We start from the raw sequence: 22,703 nt of genomic DNA, 5'->3' as shown, positions 1-22,703 counted from the left end.
GCCTGTATCCGTCTCTCAGCCGCAGCCGGCGGCGTTCTGCGCCCGCCTGCACGCCTGAAGCAGCCGCTGGCGGATACTATTCAAACCTAGCCCGAAGCGCTCAGGCCGGCGCGTTTTTCAGCATGAACGGCGAGGTCTTGAACATGTGGATGCAGTTGTCGACCACTTTCGATACGTTCTCGGTGAGATCGAAGCTGTGCGGACTGAAGGTCCAGTTGTTCAAAATACCGAACAACAACCCTTGCACCATGACCGCAGCCAAGATAGGATCTAAATCGCGCGGCAGCTGCCCTTTTGCCACCGCAAAGCGCAGCAAGCGTTCTATATCGGTACGGCCTTGCAAAAAACACTCATGCTGGCGGATATAAATCGGATCCTGCGGATCCACCAGTTCGCACTTGTGCAGAACGATTTCAAAGATTTTGCGCGACTGCAGATTGAGCGTCGCTTCTTGCAAGGTAAACAAGCATCGGTTGCGGAATTGATTTAACGGATCGTGCGCATTTTCGTCGGCGGTTTTTTCGATCATCGCTTCCATCGGCAGGCGCACCCGCTCGCACATGGCATCGAATAAATCGCTCTTGTTCTTGAAGTGCCAATAGATAGCGCCGCGCGTGACGTCGGCAGCGCTGGCGACATCCGCCAGCGTAGTGCGCGCCACGCCGTGCTGATGAAACACCTCCGCGGCCGCATCCAAGATGCGACCGCGCGTTTCCAGTGCTTCTTCTTTTGTACTTCTAGCCATTTTGAGCCGACCTCCAAACCGTTACGATACTTTGTGCAATCGCAGCAAGTAATTAAATAGCAACACATACTTGGTACCCGCATTTACGCAAGCCAGTACATACATTCGTGCATGTATGTATAATAGCAGGATTCCGGCCGCTCAACCCGCTTTCCGGCAGAGCCGCCGGTGCACCAAAGCAATTACTTATATATCCTATGTCATTTCCAGAAGCAGAGTCACCTGTCAGATTTGCAGTCTTTCCTCAATTACCGTGCGAGAATTTTATGAATTCAGTTAGCTCTATCAGTCGTCTCACGCGTATCACCCTGGCTGTCGCGGTATTGTCCGCGGTCGCCGCCTGCGGCAAAAAGCCGGATGCTCAAGGTGCTCCACCTCCAGCCGGCGTTTCCATCGTCACCATCGCACCGGAACGGCTTGCTCTTACCACCGAATTGCCTGGCCGCCTGGAAGCCACCCGCATCGCCCAGATCGGCGCTCGCGCCGCCGGCATCGTGCTCAAACGCACTTTCCGCGAAGGCAGCGACGTCAAAGCCGGCCAGACCCTGTATCTGATCGATCCGGCGCCATTGCGCGCCACCTACGACAGCGCACAGGCAGCGCTGGCCAAGGCTGAGGCAAATCTGACTACCGCCACACTCAAGGCCCAGCGCTATAAACCGCTGGTCGACGTGAACGCCGTCAGCAAGCAGGATTACGACGACACCGTGGCAGCACAAAAGCAAGCCGCGGCAGATGTCGCCTCGGCCAAGGCCGCGCGCGAAACCGCCAGCCTGAACCTGGGCTACGCCACCGTGACTTCGCCGATTTCCGGCCGCATCGGCAAGGCATTGGTCACCGAAGGCGCACTGGTCGGCCAGGGCGAAGTCACCCAGTTGGCGACCGTGCAGCAGATCGATCCGATCTACGTCAACCTGACCCAGTCCAGCACCGACATCCTGAAGTTGCAGGAAGCGATGCGCAACGGCCAGCTGCAAAACGCCGGCCAGGGCCAAGCCAAGGTCACGCTGGAAACAGAAGATGGCCATGCTTATCCGCAATCGGGCAAGCTGCTGTTTTCCGACCTGACGGTGGATCCGAATACCGGCTCCGTCACCTTGCGTGCCGAGTTCCCTAACCCGGACCACAGCCTGCTACCGGGTATGTACGTGCGCGCCAAGCTTGAACAGGCTGTCAATGCGTCCGCCCTGACCGTGCCGCAACAGGCCGTCCAGCGCGACCTCAACGGCGCCTCGGTGTTCCTGGTCGGTGCCGACAACAAGGTATCCGTGCAGCCGGTCAAGGCCGATACTGCGCAAGGCGACAAATGGATCGTCACTGAAGGCTTGAAAGCTGGCGACAAGGTCATCGTCGACGGTTTGCAAAAGGTGAAACCGGGCGCAGTGGTCAATCCAGCGCCTTGGCAACCAGCAGCTGCTAAAGCAGCAACTGCAGCCGCACCCGCCGCTCCGCAAGCTGATTCAACATCTAAAGCTAAATAAGGAGCCTACTGATGGGCAAGTTTTTCATCGACCGCCCCGTATTTGCGTGGGTGCTCGCCGTATTCATCCTGCTCGGGGGTGCTCTGGCGATCACGCAATTACCGGTGGCCCAGTATCCTTCGATTGCACCGCCGACGATTGTCGTCAGCGCAGCCTATCCCGGCGCTACCGCGCAAACCATCGACGATAGCGTTACCAGCCTGATTGAACAGGAAATGAACGGCGCCGACGGCTTGCAGTACATCGAATCGCAAAGCCAGGCCGACGGCTCCGTATCCATCACCGTGACGTTTTCGCCGGAAACCAACGCCGACCTGGCCGCGGTGGATGTGCAGAACCGCCTGAAACGCGTGGAAGCACGGTTGCCTGCGGTGGTTACGCAGAACGGCGTGCAAGTCACCAAGTCGCGCAGCAACTTCCTGATGTTCATCGGTCTTTCATCGAGCGACGGCAAGCTCGACCCGATCGCGCTGGGCGACTATCTGTCGCGTAACGTGCTCAATGAAATCAAACGCGTGCCAGGCGTCGGCCAGGCACAACTGTTCGGTACCGAACGCGCCATGCGGATCTGGATCGATCCGGCCAAACTGGTTGGCCTGAGTCTGACTCCCGCAGATGTCACTGCCGCAATCACCGCGCAAAATGCGCTGGTCGCCGGCGGTACGCTGGGTGATCTCCCTAGCCCAGGCAGCCAGCAGATTTCTGCCACCGTGGTCGCTACCGGCCAGCTGAATACTGTCGAACAATTCGGCAAGATCCAGCTGCGTGCCAATTCGGATGGTTCCATCGTCCGTCTGCGCGATGTTGCGCGCATCGAAATCGGCGGCCAGTCTTACGCCACTGCCGGCCGTCTCGACGGCAAGCCGACTTCCTTCGTCGGCGTGCAGCTATCGCCGACCGCTAACGCCCTGGGCACCGCGACAGCCGTCAAAGCCAAGATGAAAGAGCTGTCCAAGTACTTCCCTGCCGGCGTCACTTACGAGATCCCTTACGACACCTCGAAATTCGTCAAGATCTCGATTGAAGAAGTGGTCAAGACCCTGGTGGAAGCGATCATCCTGGTGTTCCTGGTGATGTACCTGTTCCTGCAAAACATCCGTTACACCCTGATTCCTACCGTCGTGGTGCCGGTGGCGCTGATGGGTACGTTTGCCACGCTGCTGCTGTTCGGTTTCTCGATCAACGTGCTGACCATGTTCGGCATGGTGCTGGCGATCGGTATCCTGATCGACGATGCGATCGTGGTGGTGGAAAACGTCGAGCGCATCATGAGCGAAGAAGGCTTGTCGCCGCGCGATGCAACCCGCAAGGCAATGGGCCAGATCACCGGTGCGCTGATCGGTATCACCCTGGTGCTGATCGCCGTGTTCATCCCGATGGCTTTCTTCAGCGGCGCGGTGGGCGCGATCTATCGCCAGTTCTCGCTGTCGATGGTGGCGTCCATGGTGTTCTCGGTATTGATGGCATTTACGCTGACGCCGGCGCTGTGCGCCACCATCCTTAAACCGGTGGAAAAAGGTCATCATCACGAGAAAACCGGCTTCTTCGGCTGGTTCAACCGCAAGTTCAACGCTACCACCAACAGCTATCAGGGTTTCGTCGCCAAGATGCTGGGCAAGACCGGCCGCTATCTGCTGGTGTATGGCGCGATCCTGATCTGCGTGGGCTTGCTGTACACCCGTCTGCCAGCATCGTTCCTGCCGAGCGAAGACCAGGGCTACATCGTCACCAACGTGCAGTTGCCTGCCGGCGCCAGCAGCAACCGCACCCTGGAAGTGATCAAGCAGATCGAAGCCTATTACGGTAAGCTGCCTGCGGTCGCCAATGTGGTGGCGATTACCGGCTTCAGCTTCTCCGGCAACGGCCAGAATGCCGGCCTGGTATTCACCCCGCTGAAGGACTGGAGCGAACGCGGACCTGCCGAATCGGCCGATGCGATTGCCGGCAAGGCATTTGGCGTGTTCTCGCAAATCAAGGACGCCATCGTCTATCCGCTGAACCCGCCGCCGATCCCGGAACTGGGTAACGCCACCGGCTTCACCTTCCGTCTGCAAGACCGTTCGGGACAAGGACATGCTGCATTGACCGCAGCGCGTAACCAGATCCTGGGCATGGCATCGCAGAGCAAGATCCTGGCTGGCGTGCGTCCTGAAGGCCTGGAAGATTCGCCGCAGCTGCAGCTCAATATCGACCGCGACAAGGCGAATGCACTGGGCGTATCGTTCAGCGCCATCAACAGCACGCTGTCGACCGCGCTGGGTTCTTCCTACGTCAATGACTTCCCGAACCAAGGTCGTCAGCAACGCGTGATCGTGCAGGCAGATGCGCCGCAACGTCTGCAGCCGGAAGACCTGGCCAGGCTGTATGTCAAGAACACCCAGGGCACCATGGTGCCGTTCTCGTCGTTCACCACCTCTGAATGGATCAAGGGGCCGGTGCAGCTGTCGCGCTATAACGGCTATCCGGCCATGAAAATTTCCGGTGGCGCAGCGCCTGGCCACAGTACCGGTGAAGCGATGGATGAAATGGAAGCGCTGACCGCCAAGCTGCCGCCAGGCTTCGGCTTCGAATGGACCGGCCAGTCGCTGGAAGAAAAGACTTCCGGTTCGCAAGCGCCGATGCTGTACCTGCTGTCGCTGATCGCCGTGTTCCTGGTGCTGGCGGCCCTGTATGAAAGCACTTCGATTCCGCTGGCAGTGATGCTGGTGGTGCCGCTAGGTATTCTCGGCGCCCTGCTGGGGGTTACCTTGCGCGGCATGCCGAACGACGTCTACTTCAAGGTCGGTATGATTACCGTGGTCGGCTTGTCGGCCAAGAATGCGATTCTGATTATCGAGTTCGCCAAAGACCTGCAAGCCGAAGGCAAGGGCCTGATCGAAGCGACGCTGGAAGCAGTCCACCTGCGTTTCCGTCCGATCCTGATGACTTCGTTTGCGTTCATCCTCGGCGTCTTGCCGCTGGCGATCAAGACCGGCGCCGGTTCAGGCAGCCAACGCGCCATCGGTACCGGCGTCATGGGCGGCATGATCACTGCGACAGTACTGGCGGTGTTCCTGGTGCCGGTGTTCTTCGTGGTGGTGCGCAAGTTCTTCAAGGGCAGCGAACGCCAGCAAAGACTGCACGACGCCAACAAAAAAATAGATGTGGAGAATCAGCATGTTTAATAGGGCAACTGCGATGGCAACTACGGCGTTTTTACCCAAGCATCTGACCAGCGTCCTGCTGCTGGCAGGCGTGCTCTCGGGTTGCACCATGGCGCCGACCTACGTGCGGCCGGAGGCGCCGGTCGCCGGCAGCTATCCGGCTGCCGCCGACGGCAAGGTGCAATTCGATGCGGTGGAACTCGGCTGGCGCGATTTCTTCCCTGACCAGCGCCTGCAAGCGCTGATCGCTTCCGCGCTGGAAAACAACCGCGACCTGCGCACAGCGGCCTTGAACATCGAGGAAGCACGGGCGCAGTACGACATCACCGCGGCCGATGCGCTGCCGAATTTCAACGGCAACTTCAGCCGCACCCGTGGCCGCACAGCCGCGGATCAGCTGGTTCCTGGCCAGCCTGCGGTGGGCACTGCCTACTCAGTGGGCTTGAACATGACAGCGTTCGAGCTGGACTTCTTCGGCCGCGTGCGCAGTCTGAAAGATGCGGCTCTGGCGAGTTACCTGGCCACCGAAGAAGCAAAGCAATCGGCGCAAATCAGCTTGATTTCGCAAGTCGCCCAGGCTTATCTGACGGAACAGTCGTATGCCGAACAGCAGCAGCTGGCGCAGCAGACGCTGGACAGCCGCCTGGACGACTACAAGCTGGACAAGATGCGTTTTGACGTCGGCGCCTCCTCGGCGCTGGATCTGCGCAACTCGGAAACGCTGGTGCAATCGGCACGCGTCTCGCTGGCCACGCTGGTGCGCCAGCGCGGCCAGGCGACCAATGCCTTGGTGCTTCTGGTCGGCAAGCCGCTAGGCGAACTGCCGGCGTCGCAATCGCTGTCGGATGAAAAGATCGTCAGCGAGATTCCGGCCGGCCTGCCGTCCGATTTGCTGAACCGCCGTCCCGATATCCGCCAGGCAGAGCAGCAGCTGCGCTCGGCCAACGCGAATATCGGCGCTGCCCGCGCCGCCTTTTTCCCGACCATTTCACTGACCGCCGGCATCGGCAATTCCAGCACTTCGCTGGGCAGCCTGTTCTCGGCGGGCAGCCGCACCTGGTCGTTTGTGCCGCAACTGACGCTGCCGATCTTTGAAGGCGGACGCAACCGCGTCAACCTGTCGCTGAGCGAGATTCGCAAGAATCTGGCGATCGCCAACTACGAAAAAACCATCCAGAGCGCATTCCGGGAAGTCTCCGATGCGCTGGTTGCCCGCAGCACGCTGGATGAACAGCTGGCAGCGCAGGATGCTTACGTCAAGGCCCAGGAAGAACGCGTGAAACTGACCGATCTGCGCTACAAGAACGGCATCGCCAGTTCCACCGACCGCCTGAATGCGCAGCGTGACCTGTTCACGGCGCAGCAAGCCTTGATTCAGACGCGGCAGCTGCGCTTGAACAATGCGATCGACCTGTACCGTTCGCTGGGCGGCGGCTTGAATGAAAATACCGTGGTAGCGGCGAAATCCTGACCTGGATGCAGCCAACGCACTGATGTAATGAAAAACGCCGCACTTGTGCGGCGTTTTTATTGGGCGCTCCCGTAGCACGCAAAAGGATATGTCGCCAGTTCTGGAAACGGCGCTTGACTGATCACTACGGCGCCCAGGAAACCTTCTGCAAGGGCCACTGGCCTAAAATGGAATAAGGAAGATACTGGTTGATATGACGGCGTAACAACACGAATTCATGCGCCGTCCACTCGACTGCCGCTACAGCATGGCTGGGAACTGGCTCGGGCTCATACAGCATGGTCACGTGGGGTGTAAGGCTTGCCGAGATGCCCTTAAAGCCAAGATTGCGCAATCTGCCTGTCAGATCTTGATGCAGAGTCTCCAAACCGATGAGGCCCTCATCGCCGCACAGAACAACGGGATAATTTCCTGTCGTGCGGGATTTGTTGCGGAAGGTCTGGACATAGTCGAAGCGGACTTTAAACGCCGACTGGGAAATCTGTGAAGCAGCACTGGTCGCGGCAGCAAGCAAATCAGGCGGCACTCCCCAATATTCGCCCAGTATCACCAGAGTAATGTGCAGCTGTTCGGCATGCACCGCGGCGCCGCGCAAGTCATGCTCACGGCACAATGCGTGAGTAAGCTGCTCGATACGTGCAACAGCAGGCTTCTCAGGTAAAACGGCGAAAAGCAAGCGGTCTGTCGGCCTTTGCTGGGAATCGAAACCGGGCAGCGATGTCTTTCTGGTAGACATACGATGGTTTTTCCAAATGAACTGTCGATGACAACTTACCACGACGAGGAAAAAGGCGCTGCCGGATCGATGGTCACGCAATATGGCTTATCAGTATTGACACAGAGTGAGTGGGCGTATAGCCATAAAAAAACGCCGCACAAATGCGGCGTTTCTGTTTGCTGCGGGTAAACGCAAATCAGCTGGCGGCCGCAACCTCGCCGTTTGGCTGCGGTTGAGCTGCGCGCAGCTTGAACCACAGTATTCCCAGCCATTCATGCATAGCGTAATCACTACGCCGCAAGCCTTCCCCGGATGGCAAAAAATTCCTCAGAGTAAGCCGCTCGTGGCTGAAAAATATAGTCGGTGCAATCACCACCTCAAGCCCAGCCTGCACGAACATCATCTGCGCGCGCGACATGTGCAAGGCATCCGTCACCAGCAAGATTTTCCTGATGCCGGCCTGCCGCAGAATGGCGGCAGAGAACTTCGCATTCTGGGCAGTATCGTCCGACACTTCTTCACGCCATTTCACCGGCACCGCAAAATCTTCCTGCAAGCTGTTTGCCATCAGCACCGCTTCCGACACGCGTGAACCATCCGGCATGCCGCCGGACACCAAGACCGGCAAACCGGTCTGGCGTTGCAGCCTGGCGCCGTAGCGCAAGTGCGCCAGGGTCTGATAGTTGGGCATGTCTTCGCCATTGTATTCAGGAGCATTGCTTACGCGGCCACCACCCAGTATGACTATCGCCTGCGCGCCGCCACCTGCGCTCGCTTCCAATGCCGGCACTCGTCGCTCGAGCGGTCCTGCCAGCAGCAAGGCTCCCACTTCCGTACTCAGCACGAGAAGCAGCAGCAAAGAGGTGAAACTGACGACCATGGCAACGCTAGGATAGCTGCGCCGCAAGAACATGCCGACGATGCACAGCAAGATCAGACTGGCGGGCAACAGCAGCAGGCTGCTGATGACTTTGGTGGCAATGACAGTGGCATGCATGTTCAACGAGCCTTGATAAATGGCGCCAGCAACATCATGGTGCGCGCCGTGGCGCCACGATGCTGCTGTGCGAACTGGATGGCGTGCTGGCCCATGGCCTGCCGTTGCGGGTCGCTCTGCAGCAGCTGGAAGGCCGCGTCCAGCATATGGTCGACGTCGCTCACCCGCTGCGCCGCGCCGGCAGCGATCGCCTGTTCGGTAATATCGGAAAAATTGAAAGTGTGCTGGCCGATCAGTACCGGCTTGCCGACCGCGAACGCTTCGATCAGGTTCTGTCCACCCATGGGCAACAGACTGCCGCCGATGAAAGCCACATCGCACATGGCGTAATAGGCGAACATCTCGCCCATGGAATCGCCCACCAGCACCTTGGCCTGGGCCGGCAGCGGCTGCTGGCCCAGGCTGCTGCGGCGCAAGGGTGACAAGCCTTTCGCCGTCGCCAGCGCCGCCACCTCGTCAAAACGCTGGGGATGGCGCGGCACGATCACCAGCAGCAGGTCCGGCGGCAGCGCGCTGGCTGCATCGGGGTCTTGCAAGCGCTTGGACAATGCGGCAAGAATCAGCTCTTCCTCGCCTTCGCGGGTGCTGGCGCAGAGCAGCACCGAACGCTGGCCGATCTGCGCGCCCAACGCCGCTCCCAACGCCAGCATAGCCGGCGCCGGCGTGACGTCGAATTTCAGGTTGCCGGTGACTTGCACATTGCTGCCGCCCAGTTGCCGCAAGCGTCCGGCGTCGGCATCGGTTTGTGCACCAACGCACGACATGCCGCTGGCGGCTTCTGTCATCAGCGTGGCGAAGCGCTTGCCACGCCGTAAGGAACGCTCCGACAGGCGCGCATTGGCCAGCACTACCGGCACCTGGTAGCGTCCGCACTGGACGATCAGGTTCGGCCACACTTCGGTTTCCATCAGCACGCACAGGCAAGGTGAGAAATGGCGCAGGAAGCGGGCCGCCATCCAGCCGGTGTCGTAAGGCAGAAAGGACTGCAGCACGCGCGGCGACTGTCCGAACAGCTGCTTGCCGGTCTCGCGTCCGGTCGCGGTCATGTGCGTCAGCAGAATCGCATGGTCGGGATAGGCGTCGAGCAAGGCCTTGATCAAGGGCTCGGCCGCGCGCGTCTCGCCCACCGAGACCGCGTGCACCCAGATGAACCTGGACGCGGCCAGCGGCGCCGGCAAAGGCGGATAAAAACCGATGCGCTCTGCCACATGCTGGCGGTAGCCCGGTTCCTTGCCGCCACGCCGCCACAGGCGCAGCAACACCATCGGCATCGCCAGCCACCACACTGCGGAATACAGCAAACGGATGCGCCAGGCCCGGCCCGCATCAAACCCCACTGCAGCCTTCATTCGGTCAGCGCGCGGCCGGTCAGGCGCCGCAGGATCGCCAGCGGACTGGCGCCTGGGTCGTATTGCTTGGCTGCCGGCAGGTGCAAGGTTTGTTCCATCATGAACTGGCCGGCCATCACTGCGTGCGGCGTCTGGTCGGAAAAACAGACCCACACCGATCCGGCCGCAAACGGCTGGGTCACTTGCGGACCATTTTTCTGGTAGTCCGGATCGGACTTCATGGCGTCGTGCAGCTGCAACATCAGATGATCATATTCGCTACGCAGGGATTTGGTGACATGCAGCGCGTTCAGCGCCTGCGCCTGCCAGCGCGAATACGCCTTTACGCGCGGCAGGAAGCGCTGGGCGACATCTTCAAACGGCTCGCCGACGCGCCAGACGCGCGGCACGCCTTCCGGATTGACATTGGCAAACACGCGCAGGATGCGCTCGCCGTAATTCGGGCGCGAAGGGAAAGCATCGACATGCAGACGGCGGTCATCGGCGCGCCAGGACTGGGCGCGGGTTTCCACCTGCATCGGCCGGTAGCTGGTAGGGGCCATGCGCAGTTCGCTGCGGGCGTCGGCATACGCCGGCAGCAGCGAATGGATCAGTTGCTGCGCCTGGCTGCGGAAACGTCCGATCATCTTGGCTAGCGCAGCCTGCTCAGCCGTATCGCCAAGCGCGCCCTTCAGCTTGCCGTTGGCGTCGAGGCTGATGTTGCGGCTCTTGGGATCGCGGATGGCCGGCGTCAGGAAGCGCTGCTCGTCGGCCGTGAAGGCAAAGCTCAGATGCGGGAAATACAGGACTTTGCCAGCCTCCAGCGCGGAAATCCAGGCTGAGTTGGGCGTGTTGATCTGCCAGTCGGCAATATCGATTTCGATGATTTGTTGTTCCATGGCCGTATTATGCCGCGTTGCCATGGCGGCGTGAACCACAGCATCTACCGGATCAGGCTATAATTATCAATTAATTAACTATAAACTTACCGGTACGGATTTGATAAATTGTCATTGCGGCAGAGGAGCAACATTTCCTTCTGTTGGCAAACAATAATCCATCCTATAATAAAACCGCATGTTCGGAACGCTGTTTGGCATTAATGCACAAAGAGAGGTCTACCCATGGTTCACATGTCGCGGCGCCAGTTCCTCAGGACCACTGGCGCTACCCTGGCGGGCTCGAGCCTGGCGCTCATGGGGTTTTCACCGGCGCCCGCGCTGGCGGAAGTCCGCAGCTACAAGCTGACGCGCAGCGTCGAAACCCGCAACACCTGCCCCTACTGCTCGGTCAGTTGCGGAATCCTGATGTACAGCCTCGGCGACGGCGCCAAGAATGCCAAAGCCAGCATCATCCATATCGAAGGCGACCCGGACCATCCGGTCAACCGCGGCACGCTCTGTCCCAAGGGCGCGTCCCTGCTGGATTTTGTGCACAGCCCCAGCCGCCTGCAGTTCCCGGAATACCGGGCGCCCGGTTCGAAAGAATGGAAGCGCATGTCGTGGGACGATGCCCTGAGCCGCATCGCTACCCTGATGAAACAGGATCGCGACGCCAATTTCGTGGAAAAGACGCCGGAGGGCCTGACCGTCAACCGCTGGCTGACCACGGGCATGCTGGCAGCCTCGGCCAGCAGCAATGAAGTCGGCTACCTGACCCATAAAACCATGCGCAGCCTCGGGCTGCTCGCGTTCGACAACCAGGCGCGTGTCTGACACGGTCCGACGGTGGCAGGTCTTGCCCCGACGTTTGGCCGTGGAGCGATGACGAATCATTGGGTCGACATCAAGAATGCGGATGTAATTCTCATCATGGGCGGCAATGCAGCCGAGGCCCATCCATGCGGTTTCAAATGGGTGACCGAAGCCAAGGCGCATAACAAGGCGAAGCTGATCGTGGTCGATCCGCGCTTCACGCGCTCGGCCTCGGTGGCGGATTTCTATGCGCCCATCCGTACCGGCACCGACATCATTTTCCTGGGCGGCGTCATCCGCTACCTGCTGGAAAAGGACCAGATCCAGCACGAGTACGTCAAGAACTACACTGACTTCAGCTTCATCGTGCGTGAAGACTTCACTTTCGAGGATGGCATTTTTTCGGGCTACAACGCGGACAAGCACAACTACAGCAAGACCACCTGGGATTATGAACTGGGCGAAGACGGTTTTGTAAAGACCGATCCGACCCTGGCGCATCCGCGTTGCGTCTTCAACCTGATGAAGCATCACTACGAGCGCTACACGCCGGAGATGGTGGAAAGCGTGTGCGGCACGCCCAAGGATAAATTCCTGAAAGTGTGCGAGATGCTGGCCTCCACCGCCTCGCCGACGCGCGCCGGCACCATCTTGTATGCGCTCGGCTGGACCCAGCACTCGATCGGTTCGCAGATCATCCGCACCGGCGCCATGGTGCAACTGCTGCTTGGCAATATCGGCATCGCCGGCGGCGGCATGAATGCCCTGCGCGGCCATTCGAATATCCAGGGCCTGACCGATCTCGGACTGATGACCAACCTGCTGCCGGGCTACATGACGCTGCCGTCGGAATCCGAACAGGATTTCGGCAAGTACATCGCCGCCCGCGCCAGCAAGCCGCTGCGTCCCAACCAGCTGAGTTACTGGCAGAACTACGGCAAATTCCACGTCAGCCTGATGAAATCCTGGTGGGGCGATGCCGCCACCGCGGACAACAACTGGGCCTACGACTACCTGCCCAAGCTGGACAAGCCCTACGACATGCTGCAGGTATTCGAGCTGATGAAGCAAGGCAAGGTCAACGGCTATATCGCGCAGGGCTTCAACCCGCTGGCGGCGGCGCCGGACAAGGGCAAGATCGGCGCCAGCCTGGCCAAGCTGAAGTTCCTGGTCGTCATGGATCCGCTCGCCACGGAGACTTCCGAGTTCTGGAAGAACTATGGCGCGTTCAACGATGTCGACCCGAGCCAGATACAGACCGAAGTGTTCCGCCTGCCCACTACCTGCTTCGCCGAAGAAGACGGTTCCCTGGTCAATTCCGGCCGCTGGCTGCAATGGCACTGGAAAGGCGCGGAACCACCGGGCGAGGCGCGCAGCGACCTGGAAATCATGTCGACCCTGTTCCTGAAAATGCGCAAGATGTATGCGGCCGATGGCGGCAAGTATCCCGATCCCATCGTCAAGCTTTCCTGGCCTTACGCCAATCCGGAAAGCCCGACCGCGGAAGAGCTGGCCAAGGAGTACAACGGCCGCGCGCTGAGCGACCTGGCCGATCCCAAAGATGCCAGCAAGATCGTACGCAAGAAAAACGAGCAGGTGGCCGGTTTTGCCGAACTCCGCGACGACGGCAGCACTGCCTGCGGCTGCTGGATCTTCGCCGGTTGCTGGACCGAAGCCGGCAACCAGATGGCGCGCCGCGACAACTCGGACCCGACCGGCATCGGCCAGACCCTCAACTGGGCCTGGGCGTGGCCGGCCAACCGCCGTATCCTGTACAACCGCGCTTCTTGCGACCTCAATGGCAAGCCGTTCGACGCCAGGCGCAAGCTGATCGGTTGGAACGGCCAAAAATGGGGCGGCGTCGACGTTCCAGATTTCAAGGTGGATGAAGCCCCTGCCGGCGGCATGGGACCGTTCATCATGAATCCGGAAGGCGTGGCACGCTTCTTTGCCAAGGCCGGCATGGCGGAGGGACCGTTCCCGGTGCACTACGAACCGTTTGAAACACCGGTCGGCTACAACCCGCTGTTTCCGAAGAATCCGGCGGCGACCAGCAATCCGGGCGCACGCGTATTCCCGGACGACCGCGCCATGTTCGGCAAGGCCGACGCCTTCCCGCACGTTGGCACCACTTATCGGCTCACCGAGCATTTCCATTACTGGACCAAGCACGCCCATCTCAACGCTATCATCCAGCCCGAGCAGTTTGTCGAAATCGGCGAGGACCTGGCGAAGGAAGTCGGGGTGGTGGCCGGTGAGCGGGTCAAGGTCAGCTCCAAGCGCGGCCACATTGTCGCTGTCGCCGTGGTGACCAAGCGCATCAAGAAAATGACGATCGAAGGCAAACCTGTGCATCACGTCGGCATCCCTATCCATTGGGGATTCAAAGGCCTGACCAAACCGGGCTATCTCGCCAACACGCTGACGCCGGGCGTGGGGGATGGCAATTCGCAAACACCGGAATTCAAGTCGTTCCTGGTCAAGGTTGAGAAAGCATAGGAGAAGCCATGGCCCTGCAATCCCTCGATATCAAACGCGTTTCCGCCACCACCACGCCGCCGCCCGGCGTGCGGGTCCCAGTGACCGGCACCGTCGCCAAGCTGATCGATGTCACCAAATGCATAGGCTGCAAAGCCTGCCAGACCGCATGCATGGAGTGGAACGATCTGCGCGACGAGGTCGGCGTCAACGTCGGCGTGCTCGACAATCCCCCCGACATGACGGAACACTCGTGGACCGTGATGCGCTTTTCCGAGTACGAAAATCCCGACGGCAACCTGGAATGGCTGATCCGCAAGGATGGCTGCATGCACTGCGAAGATCCGGGCTGCCTCAAGGCTTGTCCGTCGCCGGGTGCGATTGTCCAGTACAACAACGGTATCGTCGATTTTCATGAAGAAAACTGCATCGGCTGCGGCTATTGCGTGACCGGTTGCCCGTTCGACGTGCCGCGCATTTCCAAGAAAGACAACAAGGCCTACAAGTGCACGCTGTGCTCGGACCGGATTGCGGTCGGCCAGGAACCGGCCTGCGTCAAGACCTGCCCGACCGGCGCCATCGTCTTCGGCACCAAGGAAGACATGAAGGAGCACGCAGCGGAACGCATCGTCGACCTCAAGGAACGCGGTTTTGCGCAAGCCGGCTTGTACGATCCGCCAGGCGTCGGAGGCACCCATGTGATGTATGTGCTGCACCATGCCGACAAGCCGTCGCTGTATCACGGCTTGCCCGACAATCCGCGCATCAGCCCGCTGGTCGGTCTGTGGAAAGGCGTCGCCAAACCGCTGGCGCTGGCCGGCATCGCCATGACCGCGCTGGCCGGCTTCTTCCACTACATCAAGGTCGGCCCGAACGAAGTCACGGAAGAAGACAAGGCGGCGGAAGAGGAAGAGGCCGGTGCATCCCGGCACGCTGCATTGCCCAAGGCGCCCGAGAACAATGCGAACGATCCCAACATCAACGCACAGGATCTGCCACCATGAACCAGCCCGACCGAGATACAAGCAAAGACAAGATCGTCCGCTACAACGCCGGTGAACGCATCAATCACTGGCTGGTCGCCATCACCTTCGTGGTGCTGGCGCTGTCCGGCCTGGCCTTGTTCCATCCTTCCATGTTCTGGCTCAGCTTTGTGCTGGGCGGCGGCCCCTGGACCCGCATCCTGCACCCCTTCATCGGGCTGCTGATGTTTGTCTGCTTTGCGCTGCTGGCGCTGCGTTTCTGGCGCCACAACCTGATCGAGAAGAATGACATCGACTGGCTGAAAAATGTCGGCGACGTCATCAACAACCGCGAAGAAAGCCTGCCGCCGGTAGGCCGCTACAACGGCGGCCAGAAAATGCTGTTCTGGGTGATGATCGCCTGCATGGCGGGCTTGCTGCTGTCCGGCATCGTCATCTGGCGTGCCTGGTTCTCCTGGCTGTTCCCGATCTTTGTGATCCGGCTTGCGGTAGTGCTGCATGCGCTGTGCGGCTTTGTCCTCATCGCCGGCATCGTGGTGCATATCTATGCCGCCATCTGGGTCAAAGGCACGGTCGGCGCCATGACGCGCGGCACGGTCAGCCGCGCCTGGGCACGCAAGCATCACGCCGACTGGTATCGTAAAATGACTGGAGAGTAAAATCAGTTGCACAATTCTTGCAAGATAATTAAGCTGGCTGGACAGCTTGTGTTTCACAAGGTAATTCACGACAATAAACAGCGGCACGCCTTTCCAGGCTTTGCCGATTGCTGCGAAAAAAGGAAATACCTTGCAACGTATCCTTGAACCAGGCGAAATCGAAGCACTGGATCACAACGCGATTCCACGCGTCCGCTTACCGCAACGCGCCAGTCTTTTCAGCGACCGGGCGCAGCGCCTGAAACAGCTGGCGGCGGGCAATCCTATCGGCGCTTACCTGAACCTGATGGCATCGCTGGCGCGAGCCCAGCAGCAGGCATTGAACGGTTTGCGCGGCGAACCGGACAGCCATGCCCGCGAGCAAGCGCGCACCAACTTGGCCCAGACGCATCTGATGCCACTGATCCTGGCCACGGACCAAGTGCGCAGTCCTCACTGGCAGACAGTGCTGGATCAGTTGCTGGAACAGCTCGCCAAGCTCAGCGGCCTGCCGCCGGAACTGACGCAGCTGATAGAGCGCATCCAGCGCACCGGCGCCAACCAGCGCGACAGCCAGGCGGAAGCCATCCTGCGGCGCAATAATGAACTGGTCGATCCCGCCAGCGCACCGTTCTACACTGCTGCCTTGCAGGTGATCTGCAGCGATCTGGTGACGCGTTTCGAGATCCGCGACGTGCCCTTGCTCGACAGCCCCGGCCTGTGCCCATGCTGCGGTTCCATGCCCGTGGCCAGCGTAGTGCGGATGGATGGCCAGTCGCAGGGTCATCGCTACCTGCAATGCGGCATGTGCGCCGCCGAATGGCACATGGTGCGCATCAAGTGCGCGTATTGCGATTCCACCAAAGGGATCGCCTATCAATCCATAGAAGACGAGCAGGCGCCCGGCGCGGCAGCCATCAAAGCCGAGACCTGCGATGAATGCCACAGCTGGCTGAAGATTTTTTACCAGGAAAAAGATCCTTACCTGGAACCCTTGGCCGACGACCTGGCAAGCCTGACGCTAGACCTGCTGATGGCGGAAACCGTCTACGCACGGCGCCAGGGCAATCCCTTGCTGTGGCAAGCGGCGGAGGATTGAATGTCAGGAGCGAACCCTTTGAGCAATCCGTCCCTGGCTGCCGCCAGCAACATCCCCTCGGTGGACCGGGTTCTGAATCTGCCGCAGGTTCAGCCCTTGCTGGCACAGTATGGCCGTACCCAAGTGACCGCCACGCTGCGCAAACACCTGGATGCCCTCAGAGCAAAGGCCCTGACCGGAAAACTGCCTGCCAGCGAGATCGAGGAACCCCTGCTGTGCGCCACGCTTGGAAAGCAACTGACTGAGGCCAGCCGCTTGCACTTGCGCGCGCTGTTCAATCTCAGCGGCACCGTCTTGCACACTAACTTGGGACGCGCGCTACTGCCGGACGAAGCGGTGCAGGCAGTGGTGAGCGCCCTGACTTCACCTGGCAATCTTGAATTCGATCTGGAAACCGGTGGCCGCGGGGACCGCGACAGTCTGGTCGAAGATGTCTTGCGCGAACTCACCGGCGCCGAAGCCGTGACCGTCGTCAACAATAACGCCGCCGCGGTATTCCTGATGCTGAATGCGCTGGCGCAAAGGAAGGAAGTCATCGTCTCGCGCGGCGAACTGGTGGAAATCGGCGGCGCCTTCCGGGTGCCTGACATCATGCAGCGCGCCGGCGCAAAGCTGGTCGAAGTCGGCAGCACCAACCGCACCCATCCGGCCGATTACGCCAACGCCATCAGCGCCCGCAGCGCCATGCTGATGAAAATCCATTGCAGCAATTACGCCATCAGCGGCTTCACCAGCAGTGTCGACGTCGCCACGCTGGCGGAATTGGCACGGCCGCACGGCATCGCCGTGACGGTCGATCTCGGTAGCGGCACGCTGCTGGACCTGGCGCAGTGGGGTCTACCCAACGAAACCACCGTACGCGAAACCATCCGTCAAGGCGCCGATCTGGTCACGTTCAGCGGCGACAAGCTGCTGGGCGGACCGCAATGCGGCATCATCGTCGGCCGCGCCGACCTGATTGCACGCATCAAGAAAAATCCGCTGAAACGCGCACTGCGCGTCGGCAAGCTGACCCTGGCCGCGCTGGAACCGGTGCTGCGGCTGTATCTGGCGCCGGAATTCCTGGCCGAACGGCTGACCACCCTGCGCCTGCTGACACGACCACAAGCGCAGATAAGGGAGCAGGCAGAACGCTTGCTGCCGCTCTTGCAAAGTGTGCTGGCAAACCGCTATACGGTGTCATCTGAAGCAATGTCCAGCCAGATCGGCAGCGGCGCCTTGCCGGTCGACCAGCTGCCGAGCTACGGCCTGGTGCTGCGCGCTGACAACGCCGGCGGCAAACGCCACGGCCGCGCGCTGGACAAGCTGGAGCAGGCGCTGCGGCAACTGCCACGACCGGTGATCGGGCGCATCGCCAACGACGCCCTGTGGCTGGATTGCCGCTGCCTGGAACAGCAGGATGAGGCGAGCTTCACCGCGCAACTGCAGGATTTCTCCCTATGATCGTCGGCACCGCCGGCCATATCGATCATGGCAAGACCACGTTGATCAAGGCGCTAACCGGCGTCAACACCGACCGCCTCAAGGAAGAACAGGAACGCGGCATTTCGATTGAGCTAGGCTATGCCTACACCGCGCTGTCGAATGGCGAAGTGCTGGGTTTCATCGACGTTCCCGGGCACGAGCGCCTGGTGCACACCATGGTGGCGGGCGCCTCCGGCATCGATTTCGCCTTGCTAGTGATCGCCGCCGACGACGGCGTCATGCCGCAGACCCGCGAACACCTGGAAATCCTGCAATGGCTGGGCGTTAAGGCTGGCGCCGTCGCCTTGACCAAGATCGACCGCGTCGATTCGGCGCGCGTCGCCGGAGTCACAGCCGAGATTCAAGCTCTGCTGGCCGGCGCCACCCTGGCCGGCATCCCGATTTTTCCCGTGGCGGCAAACCTGCCGAAGGATAACGGAACTGCCGCCTTGCAGCAGCATCTACATGGCGTCGCCCAGAGCATGCCGCCACGCCGCGCCGACGGACTGTTCCGGCTGGCGATAGACCGCGTCTTCACCCTGCCCGGGCACGGCACGGTGGTTACCGGCACCGTTTTCTCCGGTCAGGTCCACAGCGGCGATCGGCTGGTGCTGATGCCGGCCGGCGACATTGTCCGTGTACGCAGCCTGCACGTGCAAAACCGCCCCGCCGCCAGCGGCAGCGCCGGCCAACGCTGTGCCCTCAACCTGAGCGGCATCGACAAGGACGCCATCCGGCGCGGCGACTGGCTGGCGGACGCCCGTGCATTCACGCCATCCACACGGATTGACGTGGAATTACAGCTGTCTGCCAGCGCCGGCCTGGTGCTGCGCAATCGCTCCCCTCTACATGTACATCTCGGCACCCTGCATCAGCTTGTTCACCTCACGCTGCTGGAAGAGAATGCGCTGAGCGCTGGCGATCGCTGCCGGGTGCAGCTACTGTTTGCGTCACCGGTCTGCGCGACGCCGGGTGACCGCTTTATTGTCCGCAATGCACAAGCCAGCATGACCATCGGCGGCGGCCACGTACTCGACCCGGCCGCGCCCGCCAGAAAGCGACGCGCATCGCAACGGCGGGCCTGGCTTGATGCGATCGAACAAATGCTGAACGGCGCTGGCCTCGGTCCCCTGCTGCAAGCAGCTTCGCCCGACGGCTTGCGCCTGTCGGCGCTGATGCAGCTCACCGGCTTGCCGGCGGACGCATTACCGCTGCCGCCGGATGCACAGACCATCGTCACCGGCGCATCCGAGCAGGATAAATTTGTCATGCTGTCCGCTCAATGGCAATCCTTGAAAACATGCGCAGTCAACGCAGTCACGGATTCTCATGTGCGCTTTCCCGACGAACAAGGCGTCGACAGCGGACGCCTGCGGCGCATGGCGCAGCCGACGCTGGATAACGCGTTGTGGCTGACAGTCCTGGCATCTCTCATCGAAGAAGGCACGCTACAGCGCAGCGGCGCATGGCTGCACCTGCCGCAGCATGCGATAGCACTGTCAGAAAGCGAACAGCTCCTGGCGCAGCAATTGCTGCCCGAACTGGCGGCAGCGGGCTTCGATCCGCCTTGGGTGCGCGACCTGGCGCGGATCCATGCGCTGCCAGAGGAACAGGTACGCCAGCTGTTGCGAAAATTGCTGCGGCAAGGATTGGTTTATCAGGTTGAGCGAGATCTGTTTTATCACCATGAGCGCATGCGCGGACTGGCTGCGCTGATGGCCACTCTGATAGCGCAGCGAGAGACGGCAACCGGACCTCCGGCGGCCGGCGTGAATGCGGCAAGCTGGCGCGACGCCACCGGCCTCGGGCGCAAGCGCGCGATTCAGATCCTGGAATTTTTTGATCGTATAGGTTATACCCGACGCTTGCGTGATGCGCATGTGTTGCGCGGCGGCGGCCTGGACTGGTTCTGATAGCGTAGAAATTGTGAATCAGGATAAGATAGCGCAGCAAGGAAGGCATACGTATCCGGTGATGCGGCCGGGCTTCAAACCCGGTGGGGGTGCCAGTCACTCCCGGGTAGGTTCGACTCCTGCTGCCTTCCGCCACTCGACCCATGCCTCCAGCGTGTCGATTGCCTGTGCTACCTGCTCCACCGTCGGCGGCATGCCGATTTCCCCCAGGTTGATGATCTGCGGCGACCAATTGCCTTCGGTTTTCCAGCGCGGCGAATCACAGTACAGTTCGATGGTCGGGCGGTTGAAGGCAGCCGCAATATGCGTCAAACCGGTATCGACACCGACCACCAAAGCGGCCCGCTGTGCCAGCAACACGGCTTCCATCAAGGGCAACTTAGGCAGCACGCGCGCATTACTCATTTGGCTGGCCAATTGCTCGGCATTGCTTTTCTCCGCTGCGCTGCCCCAAGGCAGCAGCACCAGTAGGCCGCGCTCCGCAAGCAAGGCGGCAATCCGCACCCAATTGGCGTTGGACCACTGTTTGGCGGCGCGCGCCGTACCATGGAAGAAAACAGCATACGGCACGGCCGGCAACCATGCCGGCAGGTCCGCAGGCTTCATGGCAACAGGACGTAGATTGAAATCGGCAGTGCCGTCGGCGCTGTAGCCAAGCGCCTGAGCAGCGACTTCACGGGCACGCAATACTGCATGCGTGTGCAAGCCCACTTTGATACTCTTGGTATGAAATATGCGCGACAGCGGTTCGTAGCCCGAACCCTCGGTCGCATTCGCCAGGCCAATGCGCCGGCCGTTGGGCGCCAGGCGCGCCATGCGCATGACGACGCTGGTCTTCAGCAAGCCCTGGGTATCGAATACGACATCGTAGGTGTCCTGCTTGAGCTGCTTCCTGAATTTTGCAATTTCCGCTCGTGTCGCCGCAGACAGCAGGCTCCTACGCCAGCGCCGCAAGGCAATAGGGATGATCCGACGAACATCGGGATTCATCCGCACCAGCCTGGTGTAGCCTTCTTCCACGACCCAATCGATATTCGCAGTGGGGAAATGGCGCCGGATATCCGACACCATTGGCATGTTATGCACCACATCCCCTAAGGAGGAGACGCGGACGATCAGGATATTCAAACCTTGGCCGCCAATGTCGAGATTAAAAAGGCAGTACTGCGTCCGGTTTTGCGGCAAGAATCACACGCTTGAATTCTGCCTGAATGCGCGCCAGCGCCTGCTCGGATTCGGCCTCAAAACGCATCACCACAACAGGGGTAGTATTCGACGATCTAGCCAGACCAAAGCCGTCCGAATACTCAACACGCAGCCCATCTATCTTGATAATATCGTTGGCATCCGGGAAATGAGCCTCAGATCGTAATTTCTCAATTAGGGCAAAATTCTCACCTTCTTCCAGCTCCATGTGTAATTCCGGCGTGCTGGATGATTGCGGCAGTGCATTCAAGACAGCCGATGGATCATCAGCGCGGCTGAGCAACTCCAGCAATCGTACACCTGCATACAATCCATCATCAAAACCGTACCAGCGATCCTTAAAGAAGATGTGACCGCTCATTTCACCACCCAACGGTGCACCGGTTTCTCGCATCTTGGCTTTGACCAGCGAATGCCCCGTTTTCCACATCAGCGGCTTGCCACCATGCGCGGTTATCCATGGTGCCAGATGGCGAGTGCATTTGACGTCATACAGAATCTCGCGGCCAGGGTTGCGCGTCAGCACGTCGGCCGCAAACAACATCAGTTGACGGTCTGGATAAATAATTTGGCCATCCTTGGTAACTACACCCAGGCGATCACCATCGCCATCGAAAGCCAAGCCAAGTTCGGCATTGGAATGCTGTAATGCACGAATCACATCCTGTAGGTTTTCGGGATGTGCAGGATCGGGATGATGGTTCGGGAAAGTACCATCCACTTCGCAGAACAACTCTTCTACCTCGCAACCTAGCGCACGATATAATTCACCAGCAAATGCCCCAGCAACGCCATTGCCGCAATCGACCACAATTTTCATCGGACGCGCCAACTTCGTGTCGCCGACAATACGTTGCAGATAAGTATCCCTGATGTCATATTGACGGTAGCTGCCAATTGGCTCTGCCGTTGCAACATCTACACTGCCGCGTGCAATGGCTTGATACAATTGTTGGATTGTGTCGCCATAAATCGCTTCACCTGCAAGCACCATTTTGAAACCATTGTAATCCGCCGGATTATGGCTACCGGTGAGCATGACCCCGGATCGTGCATCCAGAACATGCGTGGCGAAATACACCATCGGTGTTACTACCACCCCCAGGTCAAGCACATCCAGCCCCGAGTCCTGTATGCCGGCGGCCAAAGCAGCTGCAAGTTCTGGCCCAGACACACGACCATCACGTCCAATGATCACTACTTTCTCGCCCTTGTCACGAACAGCGATACCAAATGCGTGCCCAATTTTGCGGGCAATGTCAGCATCCAGCGTTGTGCCTACTACACCGCGAATATCATAGGCTTTGAATATAGATTTTGAGAGAGGAAGCATGTATTTGTTATG

General features: G+C 60.1%; 16 protein-coding genes and 1 tRNA gene. 10 read left to right on the top strand and 7 right to left on the bottom strand.

Features of this window, described 5'->3' with window-relative positions:
• Nucleotides 1-100: 100 nt before the first annotated feature.
• Nucleotides 101-745 carry a TetR family transcriptional regulator gene (locus CPter91_RS04540; protein WP_061937501.1) on the bottom strand — a complete coding sequence of 215 codons (645 nt, stop codon included), beginning with the start codon at nucleotides 743-745 and terminating at the stop codon, nucleotides 101-103.
• 266 nt (nucleotides 746-1,011) lie between these two features.
• Between CPter91_RS04540 and CPter91_RS04535 the strand changes: the two genes are divergently transcribed.
• The 3 genes from CPter91_RS04535 to CPter91_RS04525 are packed head-to-tail and all read left to right on the top strand — an operon-like array spanning nucleotide 1,012 to nucleotide 6,840.
• Nucleotides 1,012-2,226, top strand: a complete 1,215-nt coding sequence (locus CPter91_RS04535; RefSeq protein ID WP_061937498.1) for an efflux RND transporter periplasmic adaptor subunit — start codon at nucleotides 1,012-1,014, stop codon at nucleotides 2,224-2,226.
• Nucleotides 2,227-2,237: 11 nt separating this feature from the next.
• Entirely contained in the window at nucleotides 2,238-5,390 is a 3,153-nt protein-coding gene (locus tag CPter91_RS04530; protein WP_061937493.1) for an efflux RND transporter permease subunit, read from the top strand.
• 13 nt (nucleotides 5,391-5,403) lie between these two features.
• A complete protein-coding gene (locus CPter91_RS04525; RefSeq protein ID WP_061937491.1) occupies nucleotides 5,404-6,840 on the top strand; it encodes an efflux transporter outer membrane subunit in 1,437 nt (478 codons plus the stop codon).
• A gap of 124 nt (nucleotides 6,841-6,964) precedes the next feature.
• Here the strand turns inward: CPter91_RS04525 and CPter91_RS04520 are convergent, their stop codons facing one another.
• The 4 genes from CPter91_RS04520 to CPter91_RS04505 form a co-directional block, all read right to left on the bottom strand.
• Nucleotides 6,965-7,576: a 2'-5' RNA ligase family protein gene (locus CPter91_RS04520; protein ID WP_061937489.1), complete on the bottom strand. Its 612-nt coding sequence runs from the start codon at nucleotides 7,574-7,576 to the stop codon at nucleotides 6,965-6,967.
• Between the two features lie 178 nt (nucleotides 7,577-7,754).
• Nucleotides 7,755-8,555: a YdcF family protein gene (locus tag CPter91_RS04515; RefSeq protein WP_061937486.1), complete on the bottom strand. Its 801-nt coding sequence runs from the start codon at nucleotides 8,553-8,555 to the stop codon at nucleotides 7,755-7,757.
• A gap of 2 nt (nucleotides 8,556-8,557) precedes the next feature.
• Nucleotides 8,558-9,904, bottom strand: a complete 1,347-nt coding sequence (waaA, locus tag CPter91_RS04510) for a lipid IV(A) 3-deoxy-D-manno-octulosonic acid transferase (protein WP_236905930.1) — start codon at nucleotides 9,902-9,904, stop codon at nucleotides 8,558-8,560.
• A complete protein-coding gene (locus CPter91_RS04505; protein WP_061937483.1) occupies nucleotides 9,901-10,782 on the bottom strand; it encodes a Kdo hydroxylase family protein in 882 nt (293 codons plus the stop codon). The genes waaA and CPter91_RS04505 overlap by 4 nt, the downstream gene beginning before the upstream one ends.
• Nucleotides 10,783-11,007: 225 nt before the next feature.
• On the opposite strand from CPter91_RS04505, the gene fdnG reads away from it, so the two are divergent.
• The 7 genes from fdnG to CPter91_RS04465 all read left to right on the top strand — a co-directional run bounded on the left by fdnG (nucleotide 11,008) and on the right by CPter91_RS04465 (nucleotide 20,287).
• On the top strand, nucleotides 11,008-14,076 hold the full coding sequence (fdnG, locus tag CPter91_RS04495) for a formate dehydrogenase-N subunit alpha (RefSeq protein WP_150119619.1): 3,069 nt from the start codon (nucleotides 11,008-11,010) through the stop codon (nucleotides 14,074-14,076).
• 8 nt (nucleotides 14,077-14,084) lie between these two features.
• On the top strand, nucleotides 14,085-15,059 hold the full coding sequence (gene fdxH / locus CPter91_RS04490) for a formate dehydrogenase subunit beta (protein ID WP_061937474.1): 975 nt from the start codon (nucleotides 14,085-14,087) through the stop codon (nucleotides 15,057-15,059).
• Nucleotides 15,056-15,697 (top strand): formate dehydrogenase subunit gamma, encoded by a 642-nt coding sequence (locus CPter91_RS04485; RefSeq protein ID WP_061937471.1) that lies wholly within the window; start codon nucleotides 15,056-15,058, stop codon nucleotides 15,695-15,697. Before fdxH ends, CPter91_RS04485 begins: the two co-directional genes overlap by 4 nt.
• A 130-nt stretch (nucleotides 15,698-15,827) precedes the next feature.
• A complete protein-coding gene (fdhE, locus tag CPter91_RS04480) occupies nucleotides 15,828-16,775 on the top strand; it encodes a formate dehydrogenase accessory protein FdhE (RefSeq protein WP_061937468.1) in 948 nt (315 codons plus the stop codon).
• Complete coding sequence (selA, locus tag CPter91_RS04475; protein WP_061937466.1) at nucleotides 16,776-18,218, top strand: L-seryl-tRNA(Sec) selenium transferase; 1,443 nt, start codon at nucleotides 16,776-16,778, stop codon at nucleotides 18,216-18,218.
• Complete coding sequence (gene selB, locus CPter91_RS04470; protein ID WP_061937463.1) at nucleotides 18,215-20,152, top strand: selenocysteine-specific translation elongation factor; 1,938 nt, start codon at nucleotides 18,215-18,217, stop codon at nucleotides 20,150-20,152. Before selA ends, selB begins: the two co-directional genes overlap by 4 nt.
• A gap of 40 nt (nucleotides 20,153-20,192) precedes the next feature.
• Nucleotides 20,193-20,287, top strand: a tRNA-Sec gene (locus tag CPter91_RS04465).
• Here CPter91_RS04465 and waaC read toward each other — a convergent pair.
• Together waaC and CPter91_RS04455 are read right to left on the bottom strand one after the other, a co-directional pair.
• Entirely contained in the window at nucleotides 20,249-21,280 is a 1,032-nt protein-coding gene (waaC, locus tag CPter91_RS04460) for a lipopolysaccharide heptosyltransferase I (protein ID WP_082792604.1), read from the bottom strand. The two genes, CPter91_RS04465 and waaC, sit on opposite strands and share 39 nt — an antisense overlap.
• Nucleotides 21,281-21,302: 22 nt before the next feature.
• Nucleotides 21,303-22,691 (bottom strand): phosphomannomutase/phosphoglucomutase, encoded by a 1,389-nt coding sequence (locus CPter91_RS04455; RefSeq protein ID WP_061937460.1) that lies wholly within the window; start codon nucleotides 22,689-22,691, stop codon nucleotides 21,303-21,305.
• Nucleotides 22,692-22,703 lie beyond the last annotated feature (12 nt).

The organism is Collimonas pratensis (genome assembly GCF_001584185.1).
In the GTDB taxonomy this organism is placed as follows: domain Bacteria; phylum Pseudomonadota; class Gammaproteobacteria; order Burkholderiales; family Burkholderiaceae_D; genus Collimonas; species Collimonas pratensis.
This window is presented reverse-complemented; position numbering and strand designations above follow the sequence as displayed.

Bases quoted from the DNA above. Each gene is read 5' to 3' on its own strand.
- CPter91_RS04515 (WP_061937486.1), bottom strand. From the start codon at position 8,555: ATGCATGCCACTGTCATTGCCACCAAAGTCATCAGCAGCCTGCTGCTG.
- CPter91_RS04455 (WP_061937460.1), bottom strand. From the start codon at position 22,691: ATGCTTCCTCTCTCAAAATCTATATTCAAAGCCTATGATATTCGCGGT.
- selB (WP_061937463.1), top strand. From the start codon at position 18,215: ATGATCGTCGGCACCGCCGGCCATATCGATCATGGCAAGACCACGTTG.
- selA (WP_061937466.1), top strand. From the start codon at position 16,776: ATGTCAGGAGCGAACCCTTTGAGCAATCCGTCCCTGGCTGCCGCCAGC.
- CPter91_RS04485 (WP_061937471.1), top strand. From the start codon at position 15,056: ATGAACCAGCCCGACCGAGATACAAGCAAAGACAAGATCGTCCGCTAC.
- CPter91_RS04535 (WP_061937498.1), top strand. From the start codon at position 1,012: ATGAATTCAGTTAGCTCTATCAGTCGTCTCACGCGTATCACCCTGGCT.
- fdxH (WP_061937474.1), top strand. From the start codon at position 14,085: ATGGCCCTGCAATCCCTCGATATCAAACGCGTTTCCGCCACCACCACG.
- CPter91_RS04505 (WP_061937483.1), bottom strand. From the start codon at position 10,782: ATGGAACAACAAATCATCGAAATCGATATTGCCGACTGGCAGATCAAC.
- CPter91_RS04525 (WP_061937491.1), top strand. From the start codon at position 5,404: ATGGCAACTACGGCGTTTTTACCCAAGCATCTGACCAGCGTCCTGCTG.
- waaA (WP_236905930.1), bottom strand. From the start codon at position 9,904: ATGAAGGCTGCAGTGGGGTTTGATGCGGGCCGGGCCTGGCGCATCCGT.
- CPter91_RS04540 (WP_061937501.1), bottom strand. From the start codon at position 745: ATGGCTAGAAGTACAAAAGAAGAAGCACTGGAAACGCGCGGTCGCATC.
- CPter91_RS04520 (WP_061937489.1), bottom strand. From the start codon at position 7,576: ATGTCTACCAGAAAGACATCGCTGCCCGGTTTCGATTCCCAGCAAAGG.
- CPter91_RS04530 (WP_061937493.1), top strand. From the start codon at position 2,238: ATGGGCAAGTTTTTCATCGACCGCCCCGTATTTGCGTGGGTGCTCGCC.